The organism is Pseudomonas sp. 91RF (genome assembly GCF_003576265.1).
In the GTDB taxonomy this organism is placed as follows: Bacteria; Pseudomonadota; Gammaproteobacteria; order Pseudomonadales; family Pseudomonadaceae; genus Aquipseudomonas; species Aquipseudomonas kribbensis.
Genome location: NZ_QWFC01000026.1, coordinates 32,566 through 50,999, shown reverse-complemented (window position 1 = coordinate 50,999; position 18,434 = coordinate 32,566). Strand labels below are relative to the sequence as shown.

Below are 18,434 nucleotides of genomic sequence, written 5' to 3'. Positions count from 1 at the left end.
ATCAGATGGAATTAAGCTTGAAACCAAGATGGGGGCTGCCTTGAAAAAAAACAAGCGCAAAGCGGATGTAAAAAACGACATAAAAAAAAAGAGGCCCGAAGGCCCCTTCTTTGTTCCGGCAGGGTGGACACTTACGCGTCCGGCGCTGCCTTGGCCGTCGGCTCACTGTTTTCGTAGATATACAGTGGCTTGGACTTGCCTTCGATCACGCTCTCATCGATCACGACTTTGCTCACCTCGGACTGCGAGGGAATTTCATACATCGTGTCGAGCAGCACACCTTCGAGAATCGAACGCAGGCCACGGGCACCGGTTTTACGCTCCAGGGCACGTTTGGCGACCGATTTCAGCGCGTCGGAACGGAATTCCAGATCCACGCCTTCCATCTCGAACAGCTTGGCGTACTGTTTGGTCAGGGCATTTTTCGGCTCGGTGAGAATCTGCATCAATGCAGCCTCATCCAGCTCGTCCAGCGTCGCGAGGACCGGCAAACGACCGACGAATTCCGGGATCAGACCGAACTTGACCAGATCGTCAGGCTCGACTTCACGCAGGGATTCACCAACTTTCTTGCCTTCTTCCTTGCTGCGCACTTCTGCGTTGAAACCGATGCCACCCTTGGTGGAACGGTTCTGAATCACTTTCTCCAGACCGGAGAACGCACCACCGCAGATGAACAGGATGTTACGGGTGTCGACCTGCAGGAATTCCTGCTGCGGATGCTTGCGGCCACCTTGCGGCGGAACGGAAGCGACCGTGCCTTCGATCAACTTGAGCAAGGCCTGCTGCACGCCTTCACCGGAAACGTCCCGGGTGATCGACGGGTTGTCGGACTTGCGCGAAATCTTGTCGATTTCATCGATGTAGACAATGCCCATCTGGGCCTTTTCCACGTCGTAATCGCACTTCTGCAGCAGCTTCTGAATGATGTTCTCGACGTCTTCACCCACGTAACCCGCCTCGGTGAGGGTGGTTGCGTCGGCAATGGTGAACGGAACGTTCAGCAAGCGGGCCAGGGTTTCGGCCAGCAGGGTTTTACCGGAGCCTGTCGGGCCGATCAGCAGGATGTTGCTCTTGCCGAGTTCGACGTCGTCAGCCTTTTTGTCACGCTGGTTCAGACGCTTGTAGTGGTTGTACACCGCTACCGCGAGAACCTTCTTCGCACGCTCCTGACCAATGACGTACTGGTCAAGGATGCCGCTGATTTCTTTAGGCGAAGGCAATTTATGCGCGCTGCTTTCGGCCTGTGCTTCCTGCACCTCCTCGCGGATGATGTCATTGCACAGGTCGACGCACTCGTCGCAGATAAAGACCGAGGGGCCGGCAATCAATTTGCGCACTTCATGCTGGCTTTTGCCACAGAAGGAGCAATAGAGCAGCTTGCCGTTGTCCTCGCCGTTGCGGGTGTCAGTCATTCGTTCGATCCAAATCCGATAGGCTTGCAACACAAGATGAAGGCTATTGCGGGCTTTTTCAAGCCCGCCACTGATCGGACCAGCCGATCAGGCCTGTTTTGAGCTGCTTATTTTAAGCTGGACGCTGGTTGATCACTTCGTCGATCAAGCCGTATTCCTTCGCAGCTTCTGCACTCATGAAGTTGTCGCGGTTGGTATCGCGCTCGATTTCTTCCAGAGTGCGCCCGCTGTGCTTGGCCATCAGCGTGTTCAGTCGCTCGCGGATGAAGAGGATTTCCTTGGCGTGGATTTCGATATCCGACGCCTGGCCCTGGAAACCGCCCAGTGGCTGGTGAATCATCACTCGCGAGTTCGGCAGGCAGTAACGCTTGCCCGGGGCACCTGCGGTCAGCAGGAATGCGCCCATGCTGCAGGCCTGACCGATGCAGGTGGTCGACACGTTCGGCTTGATGAACTGCATGGTGTCGTAGATCGACATGCCTGCAGTGACCGAGCCGCCCGGGGAGTTGATGTAAAGATGGATGTCCTTGTCCGGGTTTTCCGCTTCAAGGAACAGCAATTGCGCGCAGATCAGGTTGGCCATGTAGTCCTCTACCGGACCCACCAGAAAGATCACTCGCTCCTTGAGAAGACGCGAGTAGATGTCATAGGCGCGCTCCCCACGAGCAGATTGCTCGACAACCATCGGGACCAGGCCGCCGGCGGCCTGGATATCAGAGTTCTGCTGAATATAGGAATTACGGAACATGCTCTGCAGTCACTCCCAAATAGTCATGTCTTGAATACGCATAAGCCAGCTCGAAGGCTGGCTTATGGTGTGTGCTTCTAACGCAGAAACAATCAGTCGGCTTTTGGAGCTTCTACCGGCTTGACCGCTTCTTCGTAAGAGACCGATTTGTCGGTCACGCTAGCTTTCTGCAGAACAGTATCCACAACTTGTTCTTCCAGCACAACCGAACGGACTTCGTTCAGTTGCTGCTCGTTCTTGTAGTACCAGGACACAACCTGCTCAGGCTCTTGGTAAGCCGAAGCCATTTCCTGAATCATTTCGCGAACGCGGGCTTCGTCTGGCTTCAGGTCGAATTGCTTGACCACTTCAGCCACGATCAGACCCAGGACAACGCGACGCTTGGCTTGCTCTTCGAACAGCTCGGCCGGCAGTTGGTCAGGCTTGATGTTACCGCCGAACTGCTGAACAGCCTGCACGCGCAGACGGTCAACTTCATTGGACAGCAGAGCCTTTGGCACTTCGATCGGGTTGGTGGCCAGCAGACCGTCCATTACCTGATTCTTGACCTTGGATTTGATCGCCTGACGCAGTTCACGCTCCATGTTCTTGCGAACTTCGGTGCGGAAACCGTCGATGCCGCTTTCCTTGATGCCGAACTGGGCGAAGAACTCTTCGTTCAGCTCAGGCAGTTTTGGCTCGGAAACGGTGTTGACGGTCACGGTGAACTCGGCGGTTTTGCCAGCCAGGTCCAGGTTCTGATAGTCCTCTGGGAAGGTCAGGTTCAGAACGCGCTCTTCACCGGCTTTGGCGCCAACCAGGCCTTCTTCGAAGCCAGGGATCATGCGGCCGGAACCCAGCACCAGCTGAGTACCCTTGGCGGAGCCGCCGGCGAACGCTTCGCCGTCAACCTTGCCAACGAAATCGATGTTCAGCTGGTCTTCGTTCTGGGCAGCGCGATCGGCCACTTCGAAACGGGTGTTCTGCTTGCGCAGGATGTCCAGCATCTTGTCCAGATCGGCGTCAGCCACTTCAGCGCTCAGGCGCTCAACGGTGATGCCTTCGAAACCGGCAACGGTGAACTCAGGGAACACTTCGAATACGGCTACGTATTCCAGGTCCTTGCCAGCTTCGAGCGATTTTGGCTCGATCGACGGCGAACCGGCCGGGTTCAGCTTCTGCTCAACCACAGCTTCGTAGAAGGAGGACTGGATCACGTCGCCGATCGCTTCCTGACGCGCATCAGCACCAAAACGGCGCTTGATTTCGCTCATAGGCACTTTGCCTGGACGGAAGCCAGCAATCTTGGCCTTCTGGGCAGTCTGCTGCAGACGCTTGTTGACCTGAGTCTCGATGCGCTCAGCCGGCACGGTGATGCTCATGCGGCGCTCAAGAGCAGTAGTATTTTCAACAGAAACTTGCATGGATATTCCTCGTTGCACAGACGTTAGCCGGCCGTTTCCGACCCAAGAATCAAGGGCAAGCATTCTAGTAGGTCAAACTCAAGAAGTCACCCTACTGAAAACGGGTAAAAAAACAGCAGGCAAATTGAAGGCGGGGACAAACGGTTGCGCCTCGCCCTGTTAGCAAATGCAGCCAATCAAGCCAGGGCCCTGCGCCAACCTCTTCTATATATAGAGGCGGTTGAATCATCTCCCTGACAGCCGACCTCGCAAGCAAGGTCGGCGGGCAGTGCAGCATCATCGAGCAACATTGATACGACGAAGCACCCTGCCCTGCGACCCGAAACCGGCAGTCGCCAGAAACTCGAATTCCTGAAACAAAAAAGGCGCCAGACTGTTAAATCTGGCGCCTTTCGAAATATGGGGTGGACGATGGGGATCGAACCCACGACAACGGGAGTCACAATCCCGTGCTCTACCAACTGAGCTACGCCCACCATATTGCGTGCCAAAGAAGCCAAACAACTTCTTTGTAGAACTTCACCCTACCAACGGCATGAATGAAGCTTTGATTGGTGCGGATGAAGAGACTCGAACTCTTACGCCTCGCGGCGCTGGAACCTAAATCCAGTGTGTCTACCAATTCCACCACATCCGCGGATGAAGCTTTTTAAAGCAAAGGCGCCAGACTGTTACATCTGGCGCCTTTCGAAATATGGGGTGGACGATGGGGATCGAACCCACGACAACGGGAGTCACAATCCCGTGCTCTACCAACTGAGCTACGCCCACCATATCGCGCTACTTGTGCCAAAGCTGCCTAATGGCGCACCCGGCAGGACTCGAACCTGCGACCATCCGCTTAGAAGGCGGATGCTCTATCCAGCTGAGCTACGGGCGCCTTGTTAGCTGTACCCTTGGAGGACTACAAACTAAGTGCTTTCCAGTCTCGCAAAACCTTGATTTCGCTCGACCTTCTTAACCAGTGCTAGGCTGTGCCCGACAAGTGCGACGAATAGTATAGAGCGACCTGCAGGTCGTCAAATCCTTTTTGAAAAAAATTCATTTAATTAAAGGGCTTAGGGGAATTTGCTGACCAAGCGCCTTTGCCCTCACCGTTTGACATGCGAGAATGCGTTCTCTTTTTTTCCCCTCTCGATGGTTAATCACGCGCAATGACTGCACAACTAATCGACGGCAAATCAATCGCCGCCAGCCTGCGCCAGCAGATCGCCCAACGGGTAGCCGAACGTCGCGAGCAAGGCTTGCGCACTCCCGGCCTCGCGGTGATCCTGGTCGGCAGCGATCCTGCCTCTCAGGTTTATGTCTCGCACAAGCGTAAAGACTGTGAAGAGGTCGGCTTCCTCTCCCAAGCCTACGACCTGCCTTCCGAAACCACTCAGGAAGCACTGACCGATCTGATCGATCGACTGAACGACGACCCGGCAATCGACGGCGTTCTGCTTCAACTTCCTCTGCCTGAGCACCTGGACGCGTCCAAGCTGCTGGAGCGCATCCGCCCGGACAAGGACGTCGACGGTTTCCATCCTTATAACGTCGGTCGCCTGGCCCAGCGCATTCCGCTGCTGCGTCCGTGCACGCCGAAAGGCATCATGACCCTGCTGGAAAGCACCGGTGTCGATCTGTACGGAATGGATGCAGTGGTTGTCGGCGCTTCCAACATCGTCGGTCGCCCGATGGCCATGGAGCTGTTGCTGGCCGGCTGCACCGTGACCGTGACCCACCGTTTCACCAAGGACCTGGCCGGCCACGTCGGCCGCGCCGATCTGGTGGTGGTTGCCGCCGGCAAGCCGGGCCTGGTCAAGGGCGAGTGGATCAAGGAAGGCGCGATCGTGATCGACGTCGGCATCAACCGTCAGGACGACGGCAAACTGGTCGGTGACGTCGTGTATGAAACCGCCCTGCCCCGCGCCGGCTGGATCACACCAGTACCGGGCGGCGTCGGCCCGATGACCCGCGCCTGCCTGCTGGAAAACACCCTCTACGCCGCAGAAACCCTGCACGCTTAAAGCGCTTTTTCCGCTCCAGAAGAACCCCGCCTTGTGCGGGGTTTTTCGTATCCTCGAAAAAACCTTTACCGTTCGCCGGAAACCCCTATTTTTACAGGGCTTTTTACGACTTTTTCATGCCCTTCAAACAACCATCGACAGATCTTCAGCCATACTCCTAGAATGCGTCGTTTTACGACACAGTCCGTTACAAAAAACGGCATTTCCAACCTTCATGAGTTCGCCCGCGTGAATATTCGTCTGTCCATCCTGAGCCTGGTTTTTGCATTTTCAGGCACGCTCCTCACGCCAACGGTCAACGCCGCCGAAACCACCGCTGCCCCACGAGACGCTTCACAGTTGAAGATTGCCTCCGGCAGCGCCCTGCTGATGGATCTGCAGACCAACAAAGTCATCTACTCCAGCAATCCGGACGTGATCGTGCCGATCGCTTCCGTCAGCAAGTTGATGACCGGCCTGGTTGTGGTTGAAGCCCACCAGAACATGGACGAATGGATTGACGTCGACATCAGCCACACCCCGGAAATGAAAGGCGTGTTTTCCCGGGTCAAACTGCGCAGTGAACTGCCGCGCCGGGAGATGCTGCTGATCGCTTTGATGTCCTCGGAAAACCGCGCCGCCGCCAGTCTCGCCCATCACTATCCGGGCGGTTATGCAGCCTTCATCGCGGCGATGAACGCCAAGGCCAAGGCGCTGGGCATGACCAGCACCCACTTTGTGGAACCGACCGGCCTGTCGGAGCGCAACGTTTCCACCGCCCGGGACCTGAGCAAGTTGCTGATGGCTGCGCAAAAGCATCCGATCCTGACCGAACTCACTACCACCAAGGAAAAGACCGTCTCGTTCCGCAAACCCAATTACACCCTGGGTTTCCGTAACACCGACCACCTGGTCAACAAGGCCGACTGGGACATCAAGATCACCAAGACCGGCTTCACCAATCCGGCCGGGCATTGTCTGGTGCTGGTGACCCGGATGAGCAATCGCCCGGTCGCCCTAGTGATTCTCGATGCATTCGGCAAGTACACCCACTTCGCCGATGCCAGTCGCATCCGCAGCTGGATGGAAACCGGCCGGAGCACCAACGTTCCGGCGGTGGCCCAGCAATACAAGGCCGAAAAAAACCTCAAGGGTCGCCAGAGCGGCGTGGTCGAAGCGTCCAAGTAAATCGCGACACAAGAAAAAGCCCCGACTATTCGGGGCTTTTTTTCGTCTGCCGGTTCAGTCGTTGGGCAGCGGCATCTGGTCATCATCGGGAATGCCGTCGCCGGCACTGGGGTCGCGCCGATGCTCCGGGGTTACTACCGCAGGACGCGCCAATGGATCGCGCAGCGGACTGTCCGGATCCAGCACCGGATCAACGTCAGGCTCCGGCGTGGTCGGCACGCTGTCCGGTTTATGGTCGTCGAAGCTCGAATCGGTACTCATACGCACCTCTCGTTCGGGTAATCACCCGAAAAAACCGGGCGTTACCCTTAAGAGCGTAGCTGCGCGCCAGGGTGCCCGTCAGGAGACGGACGGAACCTCACTTCGCGTCCAGTGCCTTGCGCGCCTGCGCCGCCTCGCGTTCCTGACCAGCCTGCGCCAGTTCATCAGCGGCCTTCAGCCAACGCTGACGATCTACGGAAGCCGGGATCTGGGTCGGTTTCTGGATCAGCACTGCCCAGCCGCCGGATTTCTCCAACGCGGACTCGAATGAACTGAAACTCATCAGTTCACGACGATTCATCCCGGCGCGCAGCAGAACCTTCTGCTTCTTGCGGTCATAACCGGAAAGGATCGCGTACCGCGGCTCGGCCCAGAACGCCGATCCTTCGCTGAAGCGCACCATCACCGGGTAACCCGCCGCCACCTGAGTCAGCAGCGCCGGCAAACGGGCATCTACCGGGTACACGACCATGCCGTATTCACGAGCCAGGTTCTGCATGTTCTGCTGCAGCTTGTCCTCGGCACCCGGCAGGTGCAGAGGTTTTTCCAGCAACCCCGGAGAGATCACGATGCCCTGCTGCGACAACAGACTGGCCAACACCTGCGGCCCGCTCTGATTGGCTTCGCCCCGATAGAAGGTGCCGCTGAGTTCAACGCGCTCCGGCAGGCGCTGGACTTCCGGCGCCACACTGCCCGCACACCCCACCAAAGCTGTCACGCAACCGGCCACCAGCAGTGCCATGCGAATCCGGGAAAATAGCTGCACCATCGTCACTCTCTTGATCAGTTACCGGTCATCGTGTTCCGGCTTGGTCGAGGATCATAGGACGGCGCAACGCTGCGGTATAGCCCAAAGGAGCAGATGCATCGGCTGCATAGAGCGAAGTGATTGGTCACCACCGACCTTTGGTCAATAGCCTGAAACACGCCAGCGACTAGACTGTCACTCGAAAGACAGCAAAAGAGTGAGCGCCCGACGCAGGGCAAAGAGGAGGCACCGATGAGCCTGACCATGACCATTGTGATGTTGATTGCCGGCTGGCTGGCCGTTGCCGCCGCCATGTTGTGGGGCGTGCTGCGGATTTCCCGCCGCCATCATCACCCTGTGCAACCTGCACCGATCAAGAAGATCGAGAAACACAGCGCCCGTCACGCCACCGCGCACTGACGTCTTTCAATCGATTCAAACGAAAAAGGCCGCCTGACTCTTGCGAGTGACGCGGCCTTCGCTTTTCCAGCGGTTACGCCTGGGCAGCCAGTTTCTTCTGCTTGGCGCGACGGGACATCATGTTCAACACCTCGATCGCAGCCGAGAACGCCATGGCGGCATACACATAACCTTTCGGTACGTGGGCGCCGAAACCTTCGGCGATCAGCGTCATGCCGATCATGATCAGGAAGCCCAGGGCCAGCATCACCACCGACGGGTTGTCGTTGATGAACTTGGCCAGCGGATCAGCCGCAAACAGCATCACCAGTACCGAAACCACCACCGCGATCACCATGATCGGCAAGTGTTCGGTCATGCCGACAGCGGTGATGATGCTGTCGATCGAGAACACCATGTCCAGCATCAGGATCTGCCCGATGGCGGCGGCAAAACCCAGAGTTACTGTCGAGGTCGCCGACTTCGGATCGTCCGGCACCGGGTCCATGCTGTGATGGATCTCGGTCGTCGCCTTCCACACCAGGAACAGGCCACCGGCGATCAGGATCATGTCCTTCCAGGAGAACGCCTGGCCGAGGATCTCGATGACCGGCTCGGTCAACTGCACGATGAAGGCGATGGTGCTCAACAGCGCCAGACGCATGATCAGCGCCATGCCGATACCGAGGCGGCGGGCCTTCTGCCGATACTGCTCGGGCAGTTTGTTGGTCAGGATCGAGATGAAGATCAGGTTATCGATGCCGAGCACGATTTCCATCACCACCAGTGTGGCCAAGGCAATCCAGGCCGTCGGGCTGGAAGCGAGTTCTAACAGGTATTCCATGGGTCAGTCCTGACTCTTGTAAGACGATTTAGATGGTCTTGGAGGAAGATTCGGATTTTTCCGCATCTTTTTCCGGGGCTTCTTTTTTCTCGATCAGGCCGCCAGTGGCCTCGCTGAGCGCCTGCTCGGCGGCTTTGTGCGTGTCGTCAATCGCCTGTTTGGCGCTCTCGGCGGCCTTGCCCATCAATTGCTGGGCGCTTTTTTCGGCCTGGTCGCAACCCGCCATAAGCAGTAAAGACGTAAACATCAGTGCCGGGATCGTGTATTTCATAAGGCTTCCTTCGAATGAACTGACAGGGTCACAGACCGCCCGTCGATGGCTGGGCATTCTAGGGAGACAAACACTTCAGGAAAATTCGTATTTTTAGCGGCTATACTTCGATTTATACGAACTGTATTTGACGGACCAAACCCCATGCTCAATTACCGACAACTGCATTACTTCTGGGTGGTGGCCAAGACCGGCAGCATCGTGCGCGCCTGCGAGCAACTGAACCTGACGCCGCAGACCATCAGCGGGCAGATTTCCCTGCTCGAACAAACCTATGGCATCGAGCTGTTCCAGCGGGTCGGCCGGCAACTCGAACTCACCGAAGCCGGGCGCCAGGCCCTTCCCTACGCCGAGCAGATGTTCCAGCTCGGCGGTGAACTGGAGCTGATGCTGCGCGCCCAGCCCAACGAACAGCAGATCCTGTTCCGCGTCGGCGTGGCGGACGTGGTGCCCAAATCCATCGTCTATCGCCTGATCGCGCCGACCATGGAGCTCAGCGAACCGCTGCGCATCACCTGCCGCGAAGACAAACTCGAGCGATTGCTGGCGGACCTGGCGATCCAGCGCCTGGACCTGGTGATTTCCGACAGCCCGATGCCGTCGCACCTGGACATCAAGGGCTACAGCCAGAAACTCGGGGAATGCGGGATCAGTTTCTTTGCCACCGCCGAGTTGGCGGCGTTATACGGTCAAGATTTTCCCCGCAGCCTGCACGGCGCGCCGCTGCTGATCCCCGGCGCAGAAACCGTGGTGCGCAGCCGTTTGCAGCGCTGGTTCGCCGAGCAGCAGATTCAGCCGAGGATTGTCGGGGAGTTCGATGACAGCGCCCTGATGCAGGCGTTCGGCCAATCCGGGAGCGGAATCTTCATCGGGCCGAGCGTGATTGCCGATGAGGTGAAGCGCCAGTACGGCGTTGAGTTGATCGGTCAGACCGATGCGGTGAGCGAGTCGTTCTACGCGATCTCGGTGGAGCGCAAGGTCAAGCACCCCGGCATCAAAGCGATTACCGAAGGTGCCCGACGCGAGCTGTTTACCGAGTTTTAAGCCTGTGCGCAGACCTCGCGCGGCTTGAGCACCATCAACACCATGGCGAGGAAAATCGACAGCAGGATGAACGCGGCGGCCGCAAAGCCTACGAAGCCCAGGCCGGCACTGTCGATCACTCGACCGCCAATGATCGCACCCAGACCAATCCCGAGGTTGGCCCCGGCAATGTTCAGCGACGCGGCGAAGGCCGGCGCTTCAGGCGCAGCCTTCATCAAGCGCACATGACTGACCAGAAACAGCGCCGCCTGAGTCACACCCCAGATGCCCATGGCCGCCGCCAGCCCCAGCGACGAATTGATGTTGGGCACCAGCGCCACCATCCCGGGGATCATGAACGCGCAGAACATCACCGAGGCCATCAGCGGATGGCGATCCACTGCGCGCCCGCCCAGCGAGTTGCCGATCAGGCCGACCGCGCCAAAGCCCATCAGGCACCAACCGACCACAGTGCCATTGAAGCCGGCCAGTCGCTCGAGGATGTCCGCCAGATAGGTGTAGGCCGTGAACATGCCGCTGAACACCAGGATCGACAGCAATACATGGCCGAGCATCAGCGGGCTGCGCAGGATCTTGAACTGCGAAGCGAAGCTGACCTGATGCTGGTGCAGACTGGTTTTCGGCAGGTAGACAAACAGCAGCAAGGCCTTGGCGAACGCGATCACCGCCAGAATGGCGAATGCACTGCGCCAGCCGAATGCGTCGGAAATCAGCGTGCCCACCGGAATGCCGAATACCGTGGCGCAGACGATGCCGAAGCCGATCTTGGCGATGGCGCGACCGGCGAAGTCCGGGCCAACGATGTCCACGGCAGTTTCACTGGCCAGCGCCCAGAACACCGGCAAGCCCAGCGCCGGGATCAACCGCGCAATAGCCATCACCCAGATGTTCGGCGCCAATGCCGCTACGGTATTGGCCAGACCGAACATGATCAGGATGGTGATGAACAGTTTGCGCCGTTCGAATCGAGCGAAATAGGCGGTCAAGAAAGGACCGAACATGGCCACGGTGAACGCGAATAGAGTCACCAGCAACCCGGCTTGCGGGATGGTGACTTCCAGGTCGCGGGCAATCGCCGGCAACAGGCCGACGATGACGAACTCCGTGGTCAGCACCGTGAATCCGGCGGCAGACAACAGAAGGATGGGCAACAGCATGAGGAACTCCAGCAAAACGACGACACCAGCGTTGACCCGAAGGCCCGCCGGCAGAACTTGAAAATAAGGATGCGCAATCTTAACAGAGTGTTTCCCGAGTGACTTGCACAAACCTGTCTATGTTGCCGAACGTTTCGGTGGCAGATCGTCACAGGCCTGAAGGATAAGGCCTACGCTGTGATAAAGTCCGCGCCCTGAAAAACGTACACCCTGTTCAGCCGCCCGTTTAACGGCGTGGCTGTCGCGTCATTCCTTTCGGTTCGTATCTGTGGCCTGCCCCCGATTCATCGCCCGGATCACGCAACCTTGCACCCTATAAAAAGCAGAGATGCCGTTATGACCGCTTCATCCCCTTCTCTATTGCAACGCCTGAAAAGCCTCAGCCTGGTCACGCAGATCCTGATCGGCCTGATTGCCGGCATCGCCCTCGCGCTGTTCGCGCCGGAAGCTGCCAAAGGCACCGCCTTCATCGGCAAGGTGTTCGTCTCGGCGCTCAAAGCCGTGGCACCGATTCTGGTGTTCGTGCTGGTCATGGCCTCGATCGCCAACCACAAGCACGGCCAGGAAACCCACATCCGGCCGATTCTGTTCCTTTACCTGCTGGGCACTTTCGCCGCTGCCGTGGTCGCGGTGATTGCCAGCACGATGTTCCCGTCGCATCTGGTGCTGTCCACCGACAACATTGCCGTGAGCGCGCCGGGCGGCATCGGTGAAGTGCTGCAAAGCCTGCTGCTGAGCGTGGTGGAAAACCCGATCACTGCGCTGATGAACGCCAACTTCATCGGCATTCTGGCCTGGGCCATCGGCATGGGCGTAGCCATCCGCCACGCAGGCGACACCACCCGTGAAGTAGTCAGCGACCTGTCCAACGGCGTGACCCTGATCGTGCGCGTGGTGATCCGCTTCGCACCGCTGGGGATTTTCGGCCTGGTGGCTTCGACCCTGGCGACCTCTGGTTTTGGTGCACTGGTCGGTTACGCGCATCTGCTGGCGGTGCTGTTGGGCTGCATGGCATTCGTGGCGCTGGTGATGAACCCGCTGATCGTGTTCTGGAAGTTGCGCCGCAACCCGTATCCGCTAACACTGAAATGCCTGCGTGAAAGCGGCATCACCGCGTTCTTCACCCGCAGCTCGGCGGCGAACATTCCGGTCAACCTGGAACTGAGCAAACGCTTGGGCCTGCACGAAGACACCTATTCGGTCTCGATTCCGCTCGGCGCGACCATCAACATGGCCGGCGCGTCGATCACCATCACCGTGCTGACCCTCGCCGCCGTGCACACCCTGGGCATTGCCGTGGACATCCCGACCGCAATCCTGCTCAGCGTTGTCGCCGCAATCTGCGCGTGCGGCGCGTCCGGTGTAGCGGGCGGTTCGCTGCTGCTGATCCCGCTGGCGTGCAGCCTGTTCGGCATCCCGAGCGAAATCGCCATGCAGGTGGTGGCCGTCGGCTTCATCATCGGCGTACTGCAGGATTCGGCCGAGACGGCGCTGAACTCCTCCACCGACGTACTGTTCACCGCTGCGGCTTGTCTGGGCGAAGAGCAGAAAGCACAGCGCCCGGCGTAAAAACCGAGCGCAACAAAAAGCCCGCCAAGGCGCAAACCTTGGCGGGCTTTTTTGTTGCCGGGCGGTTTAGAACGCGCCCATGTAATCGCGCTTGCCGATTTCAACGCCGTTGTGACGCAGCAGGTCGTAAGCGGTGGTGACATGGAAGAAGAACTGCGGCAGGCCGTAGCTCAGCAGGTAAGCCTGGCCGCTGAAGCGCTTCTCTTTCGGGGTGCCCGGACGGGTCACGATTTCGATGCCTTCCTTGCCGTTGATTTGCTCGGGCTTGATCTCGCCGATGAAGGCCAGGACCTTGGCGATCAGCGCTTGCAGTTCGGCGAAGGTGGTTTCGGTGTCGTCGTATTTCGGGATTTCGACTTCAGCCAGACGCGAGGAAACGCCTTTGGCGAAGTCCACGGCGATCTGCACCTGACGCACCAGCGGGAACATGTCCGGGTACAGACGCGCTTGCAGGAAGGCGTTCGGGTCGATGTTTTTCTCGGTGGCGTGGGCTTCGGCCTTTTTCAGCACATCGCTCAGGGCGTTGAGCATTTGTTGGAAAACCGGGACGGATGCGGCGTACAGGGAAATGGTCATGGCAGTCTCACGTGGTGGCTGGGTGAATCGTGGGGCGATTATAGCCATGCTCGCGGGCCGCGCGACTTGTCTTTTATCCAGCAAGGATTAGGCTAGGCGCCTTCGACTGCAGAGGGAACGCGCGATGTCCACAGAACTTGAAACCAACGTCAACGAACCACGGCTCAACGCCACGGAAATCCGCATTCTGGGTTCGCTGATCGAGAAGCAGGCCACCAGCCCGGAAACCTATCCGCTGACCCTCAACGCGCTGGTGCTGGCCTGCAATCAGAAAACCAGCCGGGAACCGGTGATGAACCTGACCCAGGGCCAGGTCGGCCAGAGCCTGCGTGCTCTCGAAGGTCGCGGTTTCGCCAAGCTCGTGATGGGAAGTCGCGCCGACCGCTGGGAGCACAAGGTCGACAAGGCGCTGGAACTGGTGCCGGCACAGATGATTCTGACCGGGCTGATGTTCCTGCGCGGCCCGCAGACCGTCAACGAACTGCTGACCCGCAGCGGTCGCATGCATGAATTCGAAGACGCCGAACAAGTGGTGCATCAGCTGGAACGCCTGATCGCTCGGGATCTGGCGGTGCTGATTCCGCGTCAGGCCGGCCAGCGCGAGGACCGCTACACCCATGCACTGGGCGATCCGGCAGACATCGAGGCGATTATCGCGGCGCGACAGAATCCGAGTGATCGCGGCGCTGCCAGCGGTGTGTCAGTGGAGCGCATCGAAGAACTTGAAGCCCGGATTGCGGCGCTGGAAGAGCGTCTGGCCCGCCTCGAATAAGCGTAATGGGGCGGCGTTACTCGCCGTCCCAGTAATCCACCCCGTCCGACTGCCGCGCCACTGCGACGAACCCCGAGGCATTGCCCTCGGCATCGATGCTGAAGTTATCCATCACCGCATATTTGTTCGAGTCCGGGTACTCGCAGATATCTGGTTGCTGCTGGGTACTGACCGCCAGATAACGCAGCTCCTGCGAGCTGGTGTTGATGATTTGATGCGCTTTTTCCGGGCCGCCCGGCGGGCAGGCGATCACGTCGCCGGCGCGGATCGGGAAACGCTCGGCCCCCAAGCGCACCTCCCCTTCCCCGGCCACCACGTAGAACATTTCCTCATTGACCCGATGACTGTGAAACGGGCTGCCGCGCATGCCCGGCGGCAGCGCATACAGCCGATAACCGAGCTTCTGCGCGCCCAGTTGCTGGCCGATCCGGGCGAACCGCTGCTGATAGCGCCCGGCGGTTTCGCCTTCAGGGGCCAGGGCTTCGGGCAAGGGTTCGAGTTCGACGTCATTCAGGTTGAGAATGGGCGGATGCATGCAAACCTCGGCTTTTGTGATGGGCAAGTCTGTGCTTGCTGATGCGGCAGTATAGGCAGAGCAAGGCAAGAAACCGCGTCGCGGCAATCGCTAGCAGGCTAGCTCCCACGGGAGGTATGCATTTCCACTGTGGGAGCTAGCCTGCTAGCGATGAGGCCCGCCAAGCCAACACAAAAACGAAGGACTTAACTGCGGGCAAACGCCACCGCTGCATCGAACTGCTCGACCGTCGGCCGCACACCGGTGTACAGCACGAACTGCTCCAGCGCCTGGATCGCGATCACTTCCAGCCCGGTGATGACTTTTTTGCCTTCGGCGCGACCACGCACGATCAGTGGGGTTTCCGAGGGGATCGCCACCACATCGAACACGGTGTCGGCAGACTTGATCTCATCCACTTCAAACGCCAGTTGCCCCGCTTCCGGGCCACCGTCCATGCCGACCGGCGTCACGTTGATCAGCATCTGCGGGCGCTCCTCACCCAGATCCGCCTGCCAGCGATAACCCAGGGAATCGGCCAGCGCACGGCCGGCGCGCTCGTTGCGGGCGACGATCAGACCGTTCTTGTAACCACCATCTCGCAAGGCACTGGCCACGGCTTTGGCCATGCCGCCGCTGCCGCGCAGGGCGAAAGTCGAGCCTTTCGGCACCGCGTGGGTTTCCAGCAACTGGGCGATGGCAATGTAATCGGTGTTGTAGGCCTTGAGATGGCCATTGGTGTTGACGATGGTGTTGATCGACTGGATCGCCGCTGCCGAGGCATCCAGCTCATCGACCAGGGCAATGCTGGCCTCCTTGAACGGCATCGACACCCCGCAACCGCGGATGCCCAGCGCGCGGATCCCGCCGACAGCGCCTGGCAAATCCTGGCTGCTGAAGGCCTTGTAGTAGAAATTCAGACCCAGTTGCTCGTACAAATGGTTATGAAAACGCAGACCGAAATTCCCGGGACGCCCAGACAGGGACATGCACAGTTGGGTGTCTTTGTTGGGGTTCATCTGCATGGGAGGCTCCTTCGAATGCACTTTCGGATGGACGGGATTAGCCAGACCATCGGGTTCTGAACGATCATAAGGCGGTCTGTTCCGGGCATCACAGCCGTTGCCTGAAACCCGGTAAGCAAGCCGGTACAGACCTTACACAAAATTTACCCAGCCGCCGTGCTGTTTTTCCAAATGTTGCTGTCTTAGAAGTATCCCCGCGCTATCCCGAGCCTGTTGCAGGCCCGGACGCCGGGTCGAAGAACCGAGGATTAATCATGATTCGTAAACTCCCCATCGTGGCCTTGTTGATTGGTGCATTCGCGATCACAGGTCAGGCAGAAGCCCACGGCGGTGGCTGGCAGGGTCCGGCGGTATTTGGTGCGATCGTCGGCTCGGCCATCATCGGCTCGGCGCTCATCAACCAGGATCGTCCGGTATATGTTCAACAGCCTGTTTACGCTCAACCGGCGCCGGTGTACGTGCAACAACCGCCACCACCGGTCTACTACCAGCCGGCCCCGGTTTACGTACAACAACCGGTTTATGTACCAGGTCCGGTCTACTACGGTCCGCCCCGTGGTTATTACGGCCACCCGCACTACTACGGTGGTCGCTGGTAAGCACACAGACAGAGCCCCGCTTTTACAGCGGGGCTTTTTATTGGCCTCGGGAAAGCCAACCGTCCGTCGGCCAACGTCTGAAAAAATCTCGCCAAGGTCGCTGTGGGGACAGTTTCACCCGTTAAAGTCGGCATGATGGACTCGACCGTCGGGCCGAAACACAAAACGGTCATCGATTTGTCATGACGGAACCGCAATCTGAATCCGTCCGCATACAACAGGTTGATAAAAACAAGGACGACTGGAATGCCAACACAGAATCCGCACCGCATCGTCGGTTTATGCACCTCGAGCAAGGTGTACAACGCCCTGACCGAGCTCAAGCACCTGGAAGGCCATCGCACGGCGAAATTCGTGTCGCTGCTGGCGGAAAACCTGGTGCGCAAGGGCCTGCTCAACGAGCACGAGATCGTGCACATGCTCGATCAGGTGGTCGATTGACCCGGCCCTCAACGGCATCAATGTCCACTATCGAAAGCGTTGATTGTCCCTGAAACGGCCAAGTCCCTAAGGTAGCTCCATAGATTGATGGAGGGTACTTTTCATGGCTCAGGTTCAAATCATGTCCGTTATCGGCAGCGCGGTTCCCGCATCACTCAGAGAAATGGGACTGCTCGCCTGCTGGTATCTGGTGCGCGACGGCGAGCCGGTCAGCGGCCCGCTCACCTCTTTGCCAGCCGCCCAGGCGCTGTCGCAACAGCTGATCAACGGCCCGTTCAAGGCTTAAGGCAGCTGCACTTTCGGTCTGGTTTCGACGAACAGCGCCCAGCTCGACATGAACAATGCAGCGATCAGCGGCCCGATCACGAAACCGTTGAGACCGAACACCGCCATCCCGCCCAGCGTCGAGATAAGGATCATGTAATCCGGCATGCGCGTGTCCTTGCCCACCAGCACCGGACGCAGCACGTTATCCACCAGGCCGATCACGAACACCCCGAACAGCCCCAGCACAACGCCCTGCCAGATCATCCCGCTGAGCAGGAAGTAAACCGCCACCGGCGCCCAGACGATCCCGGCCCCCACTGCCGGGAGCAGCGACAAAAACGCCATCAACACCGCCCAGAGCAACGCACTGGGTATGTCTAGAAACCAGAAAATCGCCCCGCCCAGCGCGCCTTGCGTAATGGCCACCAGCAGGTTGCCTTTGACCGTGGCGCGCACCACCCGATTGAATTTCAGTTGCAGGCGCCGCTTGTGATGTTCCTCCAGCGGCACCGCCGTGCGCACCTTGCGCGCCAGTTCGGCGCCGTCGCGCAGAAAGAAGAACAGCAAGTACAACATGATGAAAAAGCTCACCACGAAATCGAAGGTGCCCTGGCCGAAACTGAACGCCTGGGTCGCCAGCACCTGACTGCCCTGCATTGCCGCCTTGACAATCTTCTCGCGCAAGGCATTGAGTTCGCCCATGCCGAAACGGTCGAGCAGGTGCTGAAAGTACGGCGGCAGGCTGTGCTTGAACTGCGCCAGATACGCGCCGATATCGAGCTTGCCGCTTTCGATGTTGTCGTAGAGCGTCGCCCCTTCCTGCACCAGCAACACGCTGATGACGATCACCGGCAGAATCGCGATCACCACGCAGACACTCAACGTGCACAGTGATGTGAGATTGCGTTGCCAGCCGAACTTCTGCTGCAACCGGCGCTGCATCGGCGCGAATACAATGCCGAGGATCACCGCCCAGAACACCGCGCCGTAGAACGGCAGCAGGATCCAGATGAAGGCCACCGTCACCAGCAGCAACAGCACGGTGAGAGATTTGAATTGCAGACTCTTTTGGTTCATGTCCGGTCCATGTCAGTCAGGCGCCACGCGCACCCGCCCAACTTAGTCAGCCCACGCCCGCGCGAGTGCCATCTTTGTTCATGGAGCATAGATCCAGATCAATAAACCCTCGTCACACCTCGTTTACC

The 18,434-nt window shown here is 58.8% G+C and carries 21 protein-coding genes and 4 tRNA genes; 9 read left to right on the top strand and 16 right to left on the bottom strand.

The window, feature by feature from the left end:
- Positions 1 to 131: 131 nt before the first annotated feature.
- The 7 genes from clpX to DXT77_RS13920 all read right to left on the bottom strand — a co-directional run bounded on the left by clpX (position 132) and on the right by DXT77_RS13920 (position 4,446).
- Complete coding sequence (gene clpX, locus DXT77_RS13950; protein WP_016775335.1) at positions 132 to 1,415, bottom strand: ATP-dependent Clp protease ATP-binding subunit ClpX; 1,284 nt, start codon at positions 1,413 to 1,415, stop codon at positions 132 to 134.
- Between the two features lie 112 nt (positions 1,416 to 1,527).
- On the bottom strand, positions 1,528 to 2,163 hold the full coding sequence (clpP, locus tag DXT77_RS13945; RefSeq protein ID WP_053161532.1) for an ATP-dependent Clp endopeptidase proteolytic subunit ClpP: 636 nt from the start codon (positions 2,161 to 2,163) through the stop codon (positions 1,528 to 1,530).
- Between the two features lie 92 nt (positions 2,164 to 2,255).
- Positions 2,256 to 3,566 carry a trigger factor gene (tig, locus tag DXT77_RS13940; protein ID WP_119428004.1) on the bottom strand — a complete coding sequence of 437 codons (1,311 nt, stop codon included), beginning with the start codon at positions 3,564 to 3,566 and terminating at the stop codon, positions 2,256 to 2,258.
- Between the two features lie 400 nt (positions 3,567 to 3,966).
- Positions 3,967 to 4,042 (bottom strand) — tRNA-His (locus tag DXT77_RS13935).
- A gap of 76 nt (positions 4,043 to 4,118) precedes the next feature.
- Positions 4,119 to 4,203: transfer RNA gene (locus DXT77_RS13930), tRNA-Leu, on the bottom strand.
- Positions 4,204 to 4,261: 58 nt separating this feature from the next.
- Positions 4,262 to 4,337 (bottom strand) — tRNA-His (locus DXT77_RS13925).
- A 32-nt stretch (positions 4,338 to 4,369) separates the two neighbouring features.
- Positions 4,370 to 4,446: transfer RNA gene (locus DXT77_RS13920), tRNA-Arg, on the bottom strand.
- Positions 4,447 to 4,720: 274 nt separating this feature from the next.
- On the opposite strand from DXT77_RS13920, the gene folD reads away from it, so the two are divergent.
- Both folD and pbpG read left to right on the top strand, forming a co-directional pair.
- Complete coding sequence (folD, locus tag DXT77_RS13915) at positions 4,721 to 5,575, top strand: bifunctional methylenetetrahydrofolate dehydrogenase/methenyltetrahydrofolate cyclohydrolase FolD (protein ID WP_085712473.1); 855 nt, start codon at positions 4,721 to 4,723, stop codon at positions 5,573 to 5,575.
- Positions 5,576 to 5,803: 228 nt separating this feature from the next.
- A complete protein-coding gene (pbpG, locus tag DXT77_RS13910; protein ID WP_119428003.1) occupies positions 5,804 to 6,742 on the top strand; it encodes a D-alanyl-D-alanine endopeptidase in 939 nt (312 codons plus the stop codon).
- A 54-nt stretch (positions 6,743 to 6,796) separates the two neighbouring features.
- Here the strand turns inward: pbpG and DXT77_RS13905 are convergent, their stop codons facing one another.
- Together DXT77_RS13905 and DXT77_RS13900 are read right to left on the bottom strand one after the other, a co-directional pair.
- Complete coding sequence (locus DXT77_RS13905) at positions 6,797 to 7,003, bottom strand: hypothetical protein (protein WP_102621718.1); 207 nt, start codon at positions 7,001 to 7,003, stop codon at positions 6,797 to 6,799.
- Between the two features lie 97 nt (positions 7,004 to 7,100).
- On the bottom strand, positions 7,101 to 7,772 hold the full coding sequence (locus DXT77_RS13900; RefSeq protein ID WP_119428002.1) for a peptidase C39 family protein: 672 nt from the start codon (positions 7,770 to 7,772) through the stop codon (positions 7,101 to 7,103).
- A gap of 231 nt (positions 7,773 to 8,003) precedes the next feature.
- Here DXT77_RS13900 and DXT77_RS29910 point away from each other — a divergent pair, with 231 nt between their 5' ends.
- Complete coding sequence (locus tag DXT77_RS29910) at positions 8,004 to 8,171, top strand: hypothetical protein (RefSeq protein WP_167443780.1); 168 nt, start codon at positions 8,004 to 8,006, stop codon at positions 8,169 to 8,171.
- 73 nt (positions 8,172 to 8,244) lie between these two features.
- On the opposite strand, the gene DXT77_RS13895 is transcribed toward DXT77_RS29910, so the two are convergent.
- Positions 8,245 to 8,994, bottom strand: a complete 750-nt coding sequence (locus tag DXT77_RS13895) for a TerC family protein (protein ID WP_085712478.1) — start codon at positions 8,992 to 8,994, stop codon at positions 8,245 to 8,247.
- Between the two features lie 28 nt (positions 8,995 to 9,022).
- The gene (locus tag DXT77_RS13890; RefSeq protein ID WP_114884147.1) at positions 9,023 to 9,265 is read right to left on the bottom strand and encodes a hypothetical protein; all 243 of its coding nucleotides are present in this window, start codon (positions 9,263 to 9,265) and stop codon (positions 9,023 to 9,025) included.
- A 144-nt stretch (positions 9,266 to 9,409) separates the two neighbouring features.
- Between DXT77_RS13890 and nhaR the strand changes: the two genes are divergently transcribed.
- A complete protein-coding gene (nhaR, locus tag DXT77_RS13885; RefSeq protein WP_085712480.1) occupies positions 9,410 to 10,309 on the top strand; it encodes a transcriptional activator NhaR in 900 nt (299 codons plus the stop codon).
- On the opposite strand, the gene DXT77_RS13880 is transcribed toward nhaR, so the two are convergent.
- Positions 10,306 to 11,466: an MFS transporter gene (locus DXT77_RS13880; protein WP_119428001.1), complete on the bottom strand. Its 1,161-nt coding sequence runs from the start codon at positions 11,464 to 11,466 to the stop codon at positions 10,306 to 10,308. The genes nhaR and DXT77_RS13880 overlap by 4 nt on opposite strands.
- 336 nt (positions 11,467 to 11,802) lie before the next feature.
- Between DXT77_RS13880 and sstT the strand changes: the two genes are divergently transcribed.
- Positions 11,803 to 13,035, top strand: coding sequence for a serine/threonine transporter SstT (gene sstT / locus DXT77_RS13875; RefSeq protein WP_119428000.1), 1,233 nt, complete (start codon positions 11,803 to 11,805; stop codon positions 13,033 to 13,035).
- 66 nt (positions 13,036 to 13,101) lie between these two features.
- Here sstT and DXT77_RS13870 read toward each other — a convergent pair whose 3' ends face one another.
- Entirely contained in the window at positions 13,102 to 13,611 is a 510-nt protein-coding gene (locus DXT77_RS13870; protein WP_119427999.1) for a DUF1993 family protein, read from the bottom strand.
- Between the two features lie 124 nt (positions 13,612 to 13,735).
- On the opposite strand from DXT77_RS13870, the gene DXT77_RS13865 reads away from it, so the two are divergent.
- Positions 13,736 to 14,383, top strand: coding sequence for a YceH family protein (locus DXT77_RS13865; RefSeq protein WP_085712483.1), 648 nt, complete (start codon positions 13,736 to 13,738; stop codon positions 14,381 to 14,383).
- Positions 14,384 to 14,399: 16 nt separating this feature from the next.
- On the opposite strand, the gene DXT77_RS13860 is transcribed toward DXT77_RS13865, so the two are convergent.
- Positions 14,400 to 14,918 carry a cupin domain-containing protein gene (locus DXT77_RS13860; protein ID WP_114884155.1) on the bottom strand — a complete coding sequence of 173 codons (519 nt, stop codon included), beginning with the start codon at positions 14,916 to 14,918 and terminating at the stop codon, positions 14,400 to 14,402.
- 185 nt (positions 14,919 to 15,103) lie between these two features.
- On the bottom strand, positions 15,104 to 15,922 hold the full coding sequence (locus DXT77_RS13855; protein WP_119427998.1) for a shikimate 5-dehydrogenase: 819 nt from the start codon (positions 15,920 to 15,922) through the stop codon (positions 15,104 to 15,106).
- 254 nt (positions 15,923 to 16,176) lie between these two features.
- Here DXT77_RS13855 and DXT77_RS13850 point away from each other — a divergent pair, with 254 nt between their 5' ends.
- The 3 genes from DXT77_RS13850 to DXT77_RS13840 all read left to right on the top strand — a co-directional run bounded on the left by DXT77_RS13850 (position 16,177) and on the right by DXT77_RS13840 (position 17,248).
- The gene (locus DXT77_RS13850; protein WP_025108898.1) at positions 16,177 to 16,521 is read left to right on the top strand and encodes a hypothetical protein; all 345 of its coding nucleotides are present in this window, start codon (positions 16,177 to 16,179) and stop codon (positions 16,519 to 16,521) included.
- A gap of 246 nt (positions 16,522 to 16,767) precedes the next feature.
- Positions 16,768 to 16,962, top strand: coding sequence for a hypothetical protein (locus DXT77_RS13845; RefSeq protein ID WP_085712486.1), 195 nt, complete (start codon positions 16,768 to 16,770; stop codon positions 16,960 to 16,962).
- Positions 16,963 to 17,065: 103 nt separating this feature from the next.
- Positions 17,066 to 17,248, top strand: coding sequence for a hypothetical protein (locus DXT77_RS13840; protein ID WP_119427997.1), 183 nt, complete (start codon positions 17,066 to 17,068; stop codon positions 17,246 to 17,248).
- Here the strand turns inward: DXT77_RS13840 and DXT77_RS13835 are convergent.
- Positions 17,245 to 18,306 carry an AI-2E family transporter gene (locus tag DXT77_RS13835; RefSeq protein WP_119427996.1) on the bottom strand — a complete coding sequence of 354 codons (1,062 nt, stop codon included), beginning with the start codon at positions 18,304 to 18,306 and terminating at the stop codon, positions 17,245 to 17,247. The two genes, DXT77_RS13840 and DXT77_RS13835, sit on opposite strands and share 4 nt — an antisense overlap.
- Between the last annotated feature and the right edge of the window lie 128 nt (positions 18,307 to 18,434).

Coding starts and splice junctions, on each gene's coding strand:
- clpX (WP_016775335.1), bottom strand. CDS start 1,415: ATGACTGACACCCGCAACGGCGAGGACAACGGCAAGCTGCTCTATTGC.
- clpP (WP_053161532.1), bottom strand. CDS start 2,163: ATGTTCCGTAATTCCTATATTCAGCAGAACTCTGATATCCAGGCCGCC.
- tig (WP_119428004.1), bottom strand. CDS start 3,566: ATGCAAGTTTCTGTTGAAAATACTACTGCTCTTGAGCGCCGCATGAGC.
- folD (WP_085712473.1), top strand. CDS start 4,721: ATGACTGCACAACTAATCGACGGCAAATCAATCGCCGCCAGCCTGCGC.
- DXT77_RS13905 (WP_102621718.1), bottom strand. CDS start 7,003: ATGAGTACCGATTCGAGCTTCGACGACCATAAACCGGACAGCGTGCCG.
- DXT77_RS13900 (WP_119428002.1), bottom strand. CDS start 7,772: ATGGTGCAGCTATTTTCCCGGATTCGCATGGCACTGCTGGTGGCCGGT.
- DXT77_RS29910 (WP_167443780.1), top strand. CDS start 8,004: ATGAGCCTGACCATGACCATTGTGATGTTGATTGCCGGCTGGCTGGCC.
- DXT77_RS13895 (WP_085712478.1), bottom strand. CDS start 8,994: ATGGAATACCTGTTAGAACTCGCTTCCAGCCCGACGGCCTGGATTGCC.
- DXT77_RS13890 (WP_114884147.1), bottom strand. CDS start 9,265: ATGAAATACACGATCCCGGCACTGATGTTTACGTCTTTACTGCTTATG.
- nhaR (WP_085712480.1), top strand. CDS start 9,410: ATGCTCAATTACCGACAACTGCATTACTTCTGGGTGGTGGCCAAGACC.
- DXT77_RS13880 (WP_119428001.1), bottom strand. CDS start 11,466: ATGCTGTTGCCCATCCTTCTGTTGTCTGCCGCCGGATTCACGGTGCTG.
- sstT (WP_119428000.1), top strand. CDS start 11,803: ATGACCGCTTCATCCCCTTCTCTATTGCAACGCCTGAAAAGCCTCAGC.
- DXT77_RS13870 (WP_119427999.1), bottom strand. CDS start 13,611: ATGACCATTTCCCTGTACGCCGCATCCGTCCCGGTTTTCCAACAAATG.
- DXT77_RS13865 (WP_085712483.1), top strand. CDS start 13,736: ATGTCCACAGAACTTGAAACCAACGTCAACGAACCACGGCTCAACGCC.
- DXT77_RS13860 (WP_114884155.1), bottom strand. CDS start 14,918: ATGCATCCGCCCATTCTCAACCTGAATGACGTCGAACTCGAACCCTTG.
- DXT77_RS13855 (WP_119427998.1), bottom strand. CDS start 15,922: ATGCAGATGAACCCCAACAAAGACACCCAACTGTGCATGTCCCTGTCT.
- DXT77_RS13850 (WP_025108898.1), top strand. CDS start 16,177: ATGATTCGTAAACTCCCCATCGTGGCCTTGTTGATTGGTGCATTCGCG.
- DXT77_RS13845 (WP_085712486.1), top strand. CDS start 16,768: ATGCCAACACAGAATCCGCACCGCATCGTCGGTTTATGCACCTCGAGC.
- DXT77_RS13840 (WP_119427997.1), top strand. CDS start 17,066: ATGGCTCAGGTTCAAATCATGTCCGTTATCGGCAGCGCGGTTCCCGCA.
- DXT77_RS13835 (WP_119427996.1), bottom strand. CDS start 18,306: ATGAACCAAAAGAGTCTGCAATTCAAATCTCTCACCGTGCTGTTGCTG.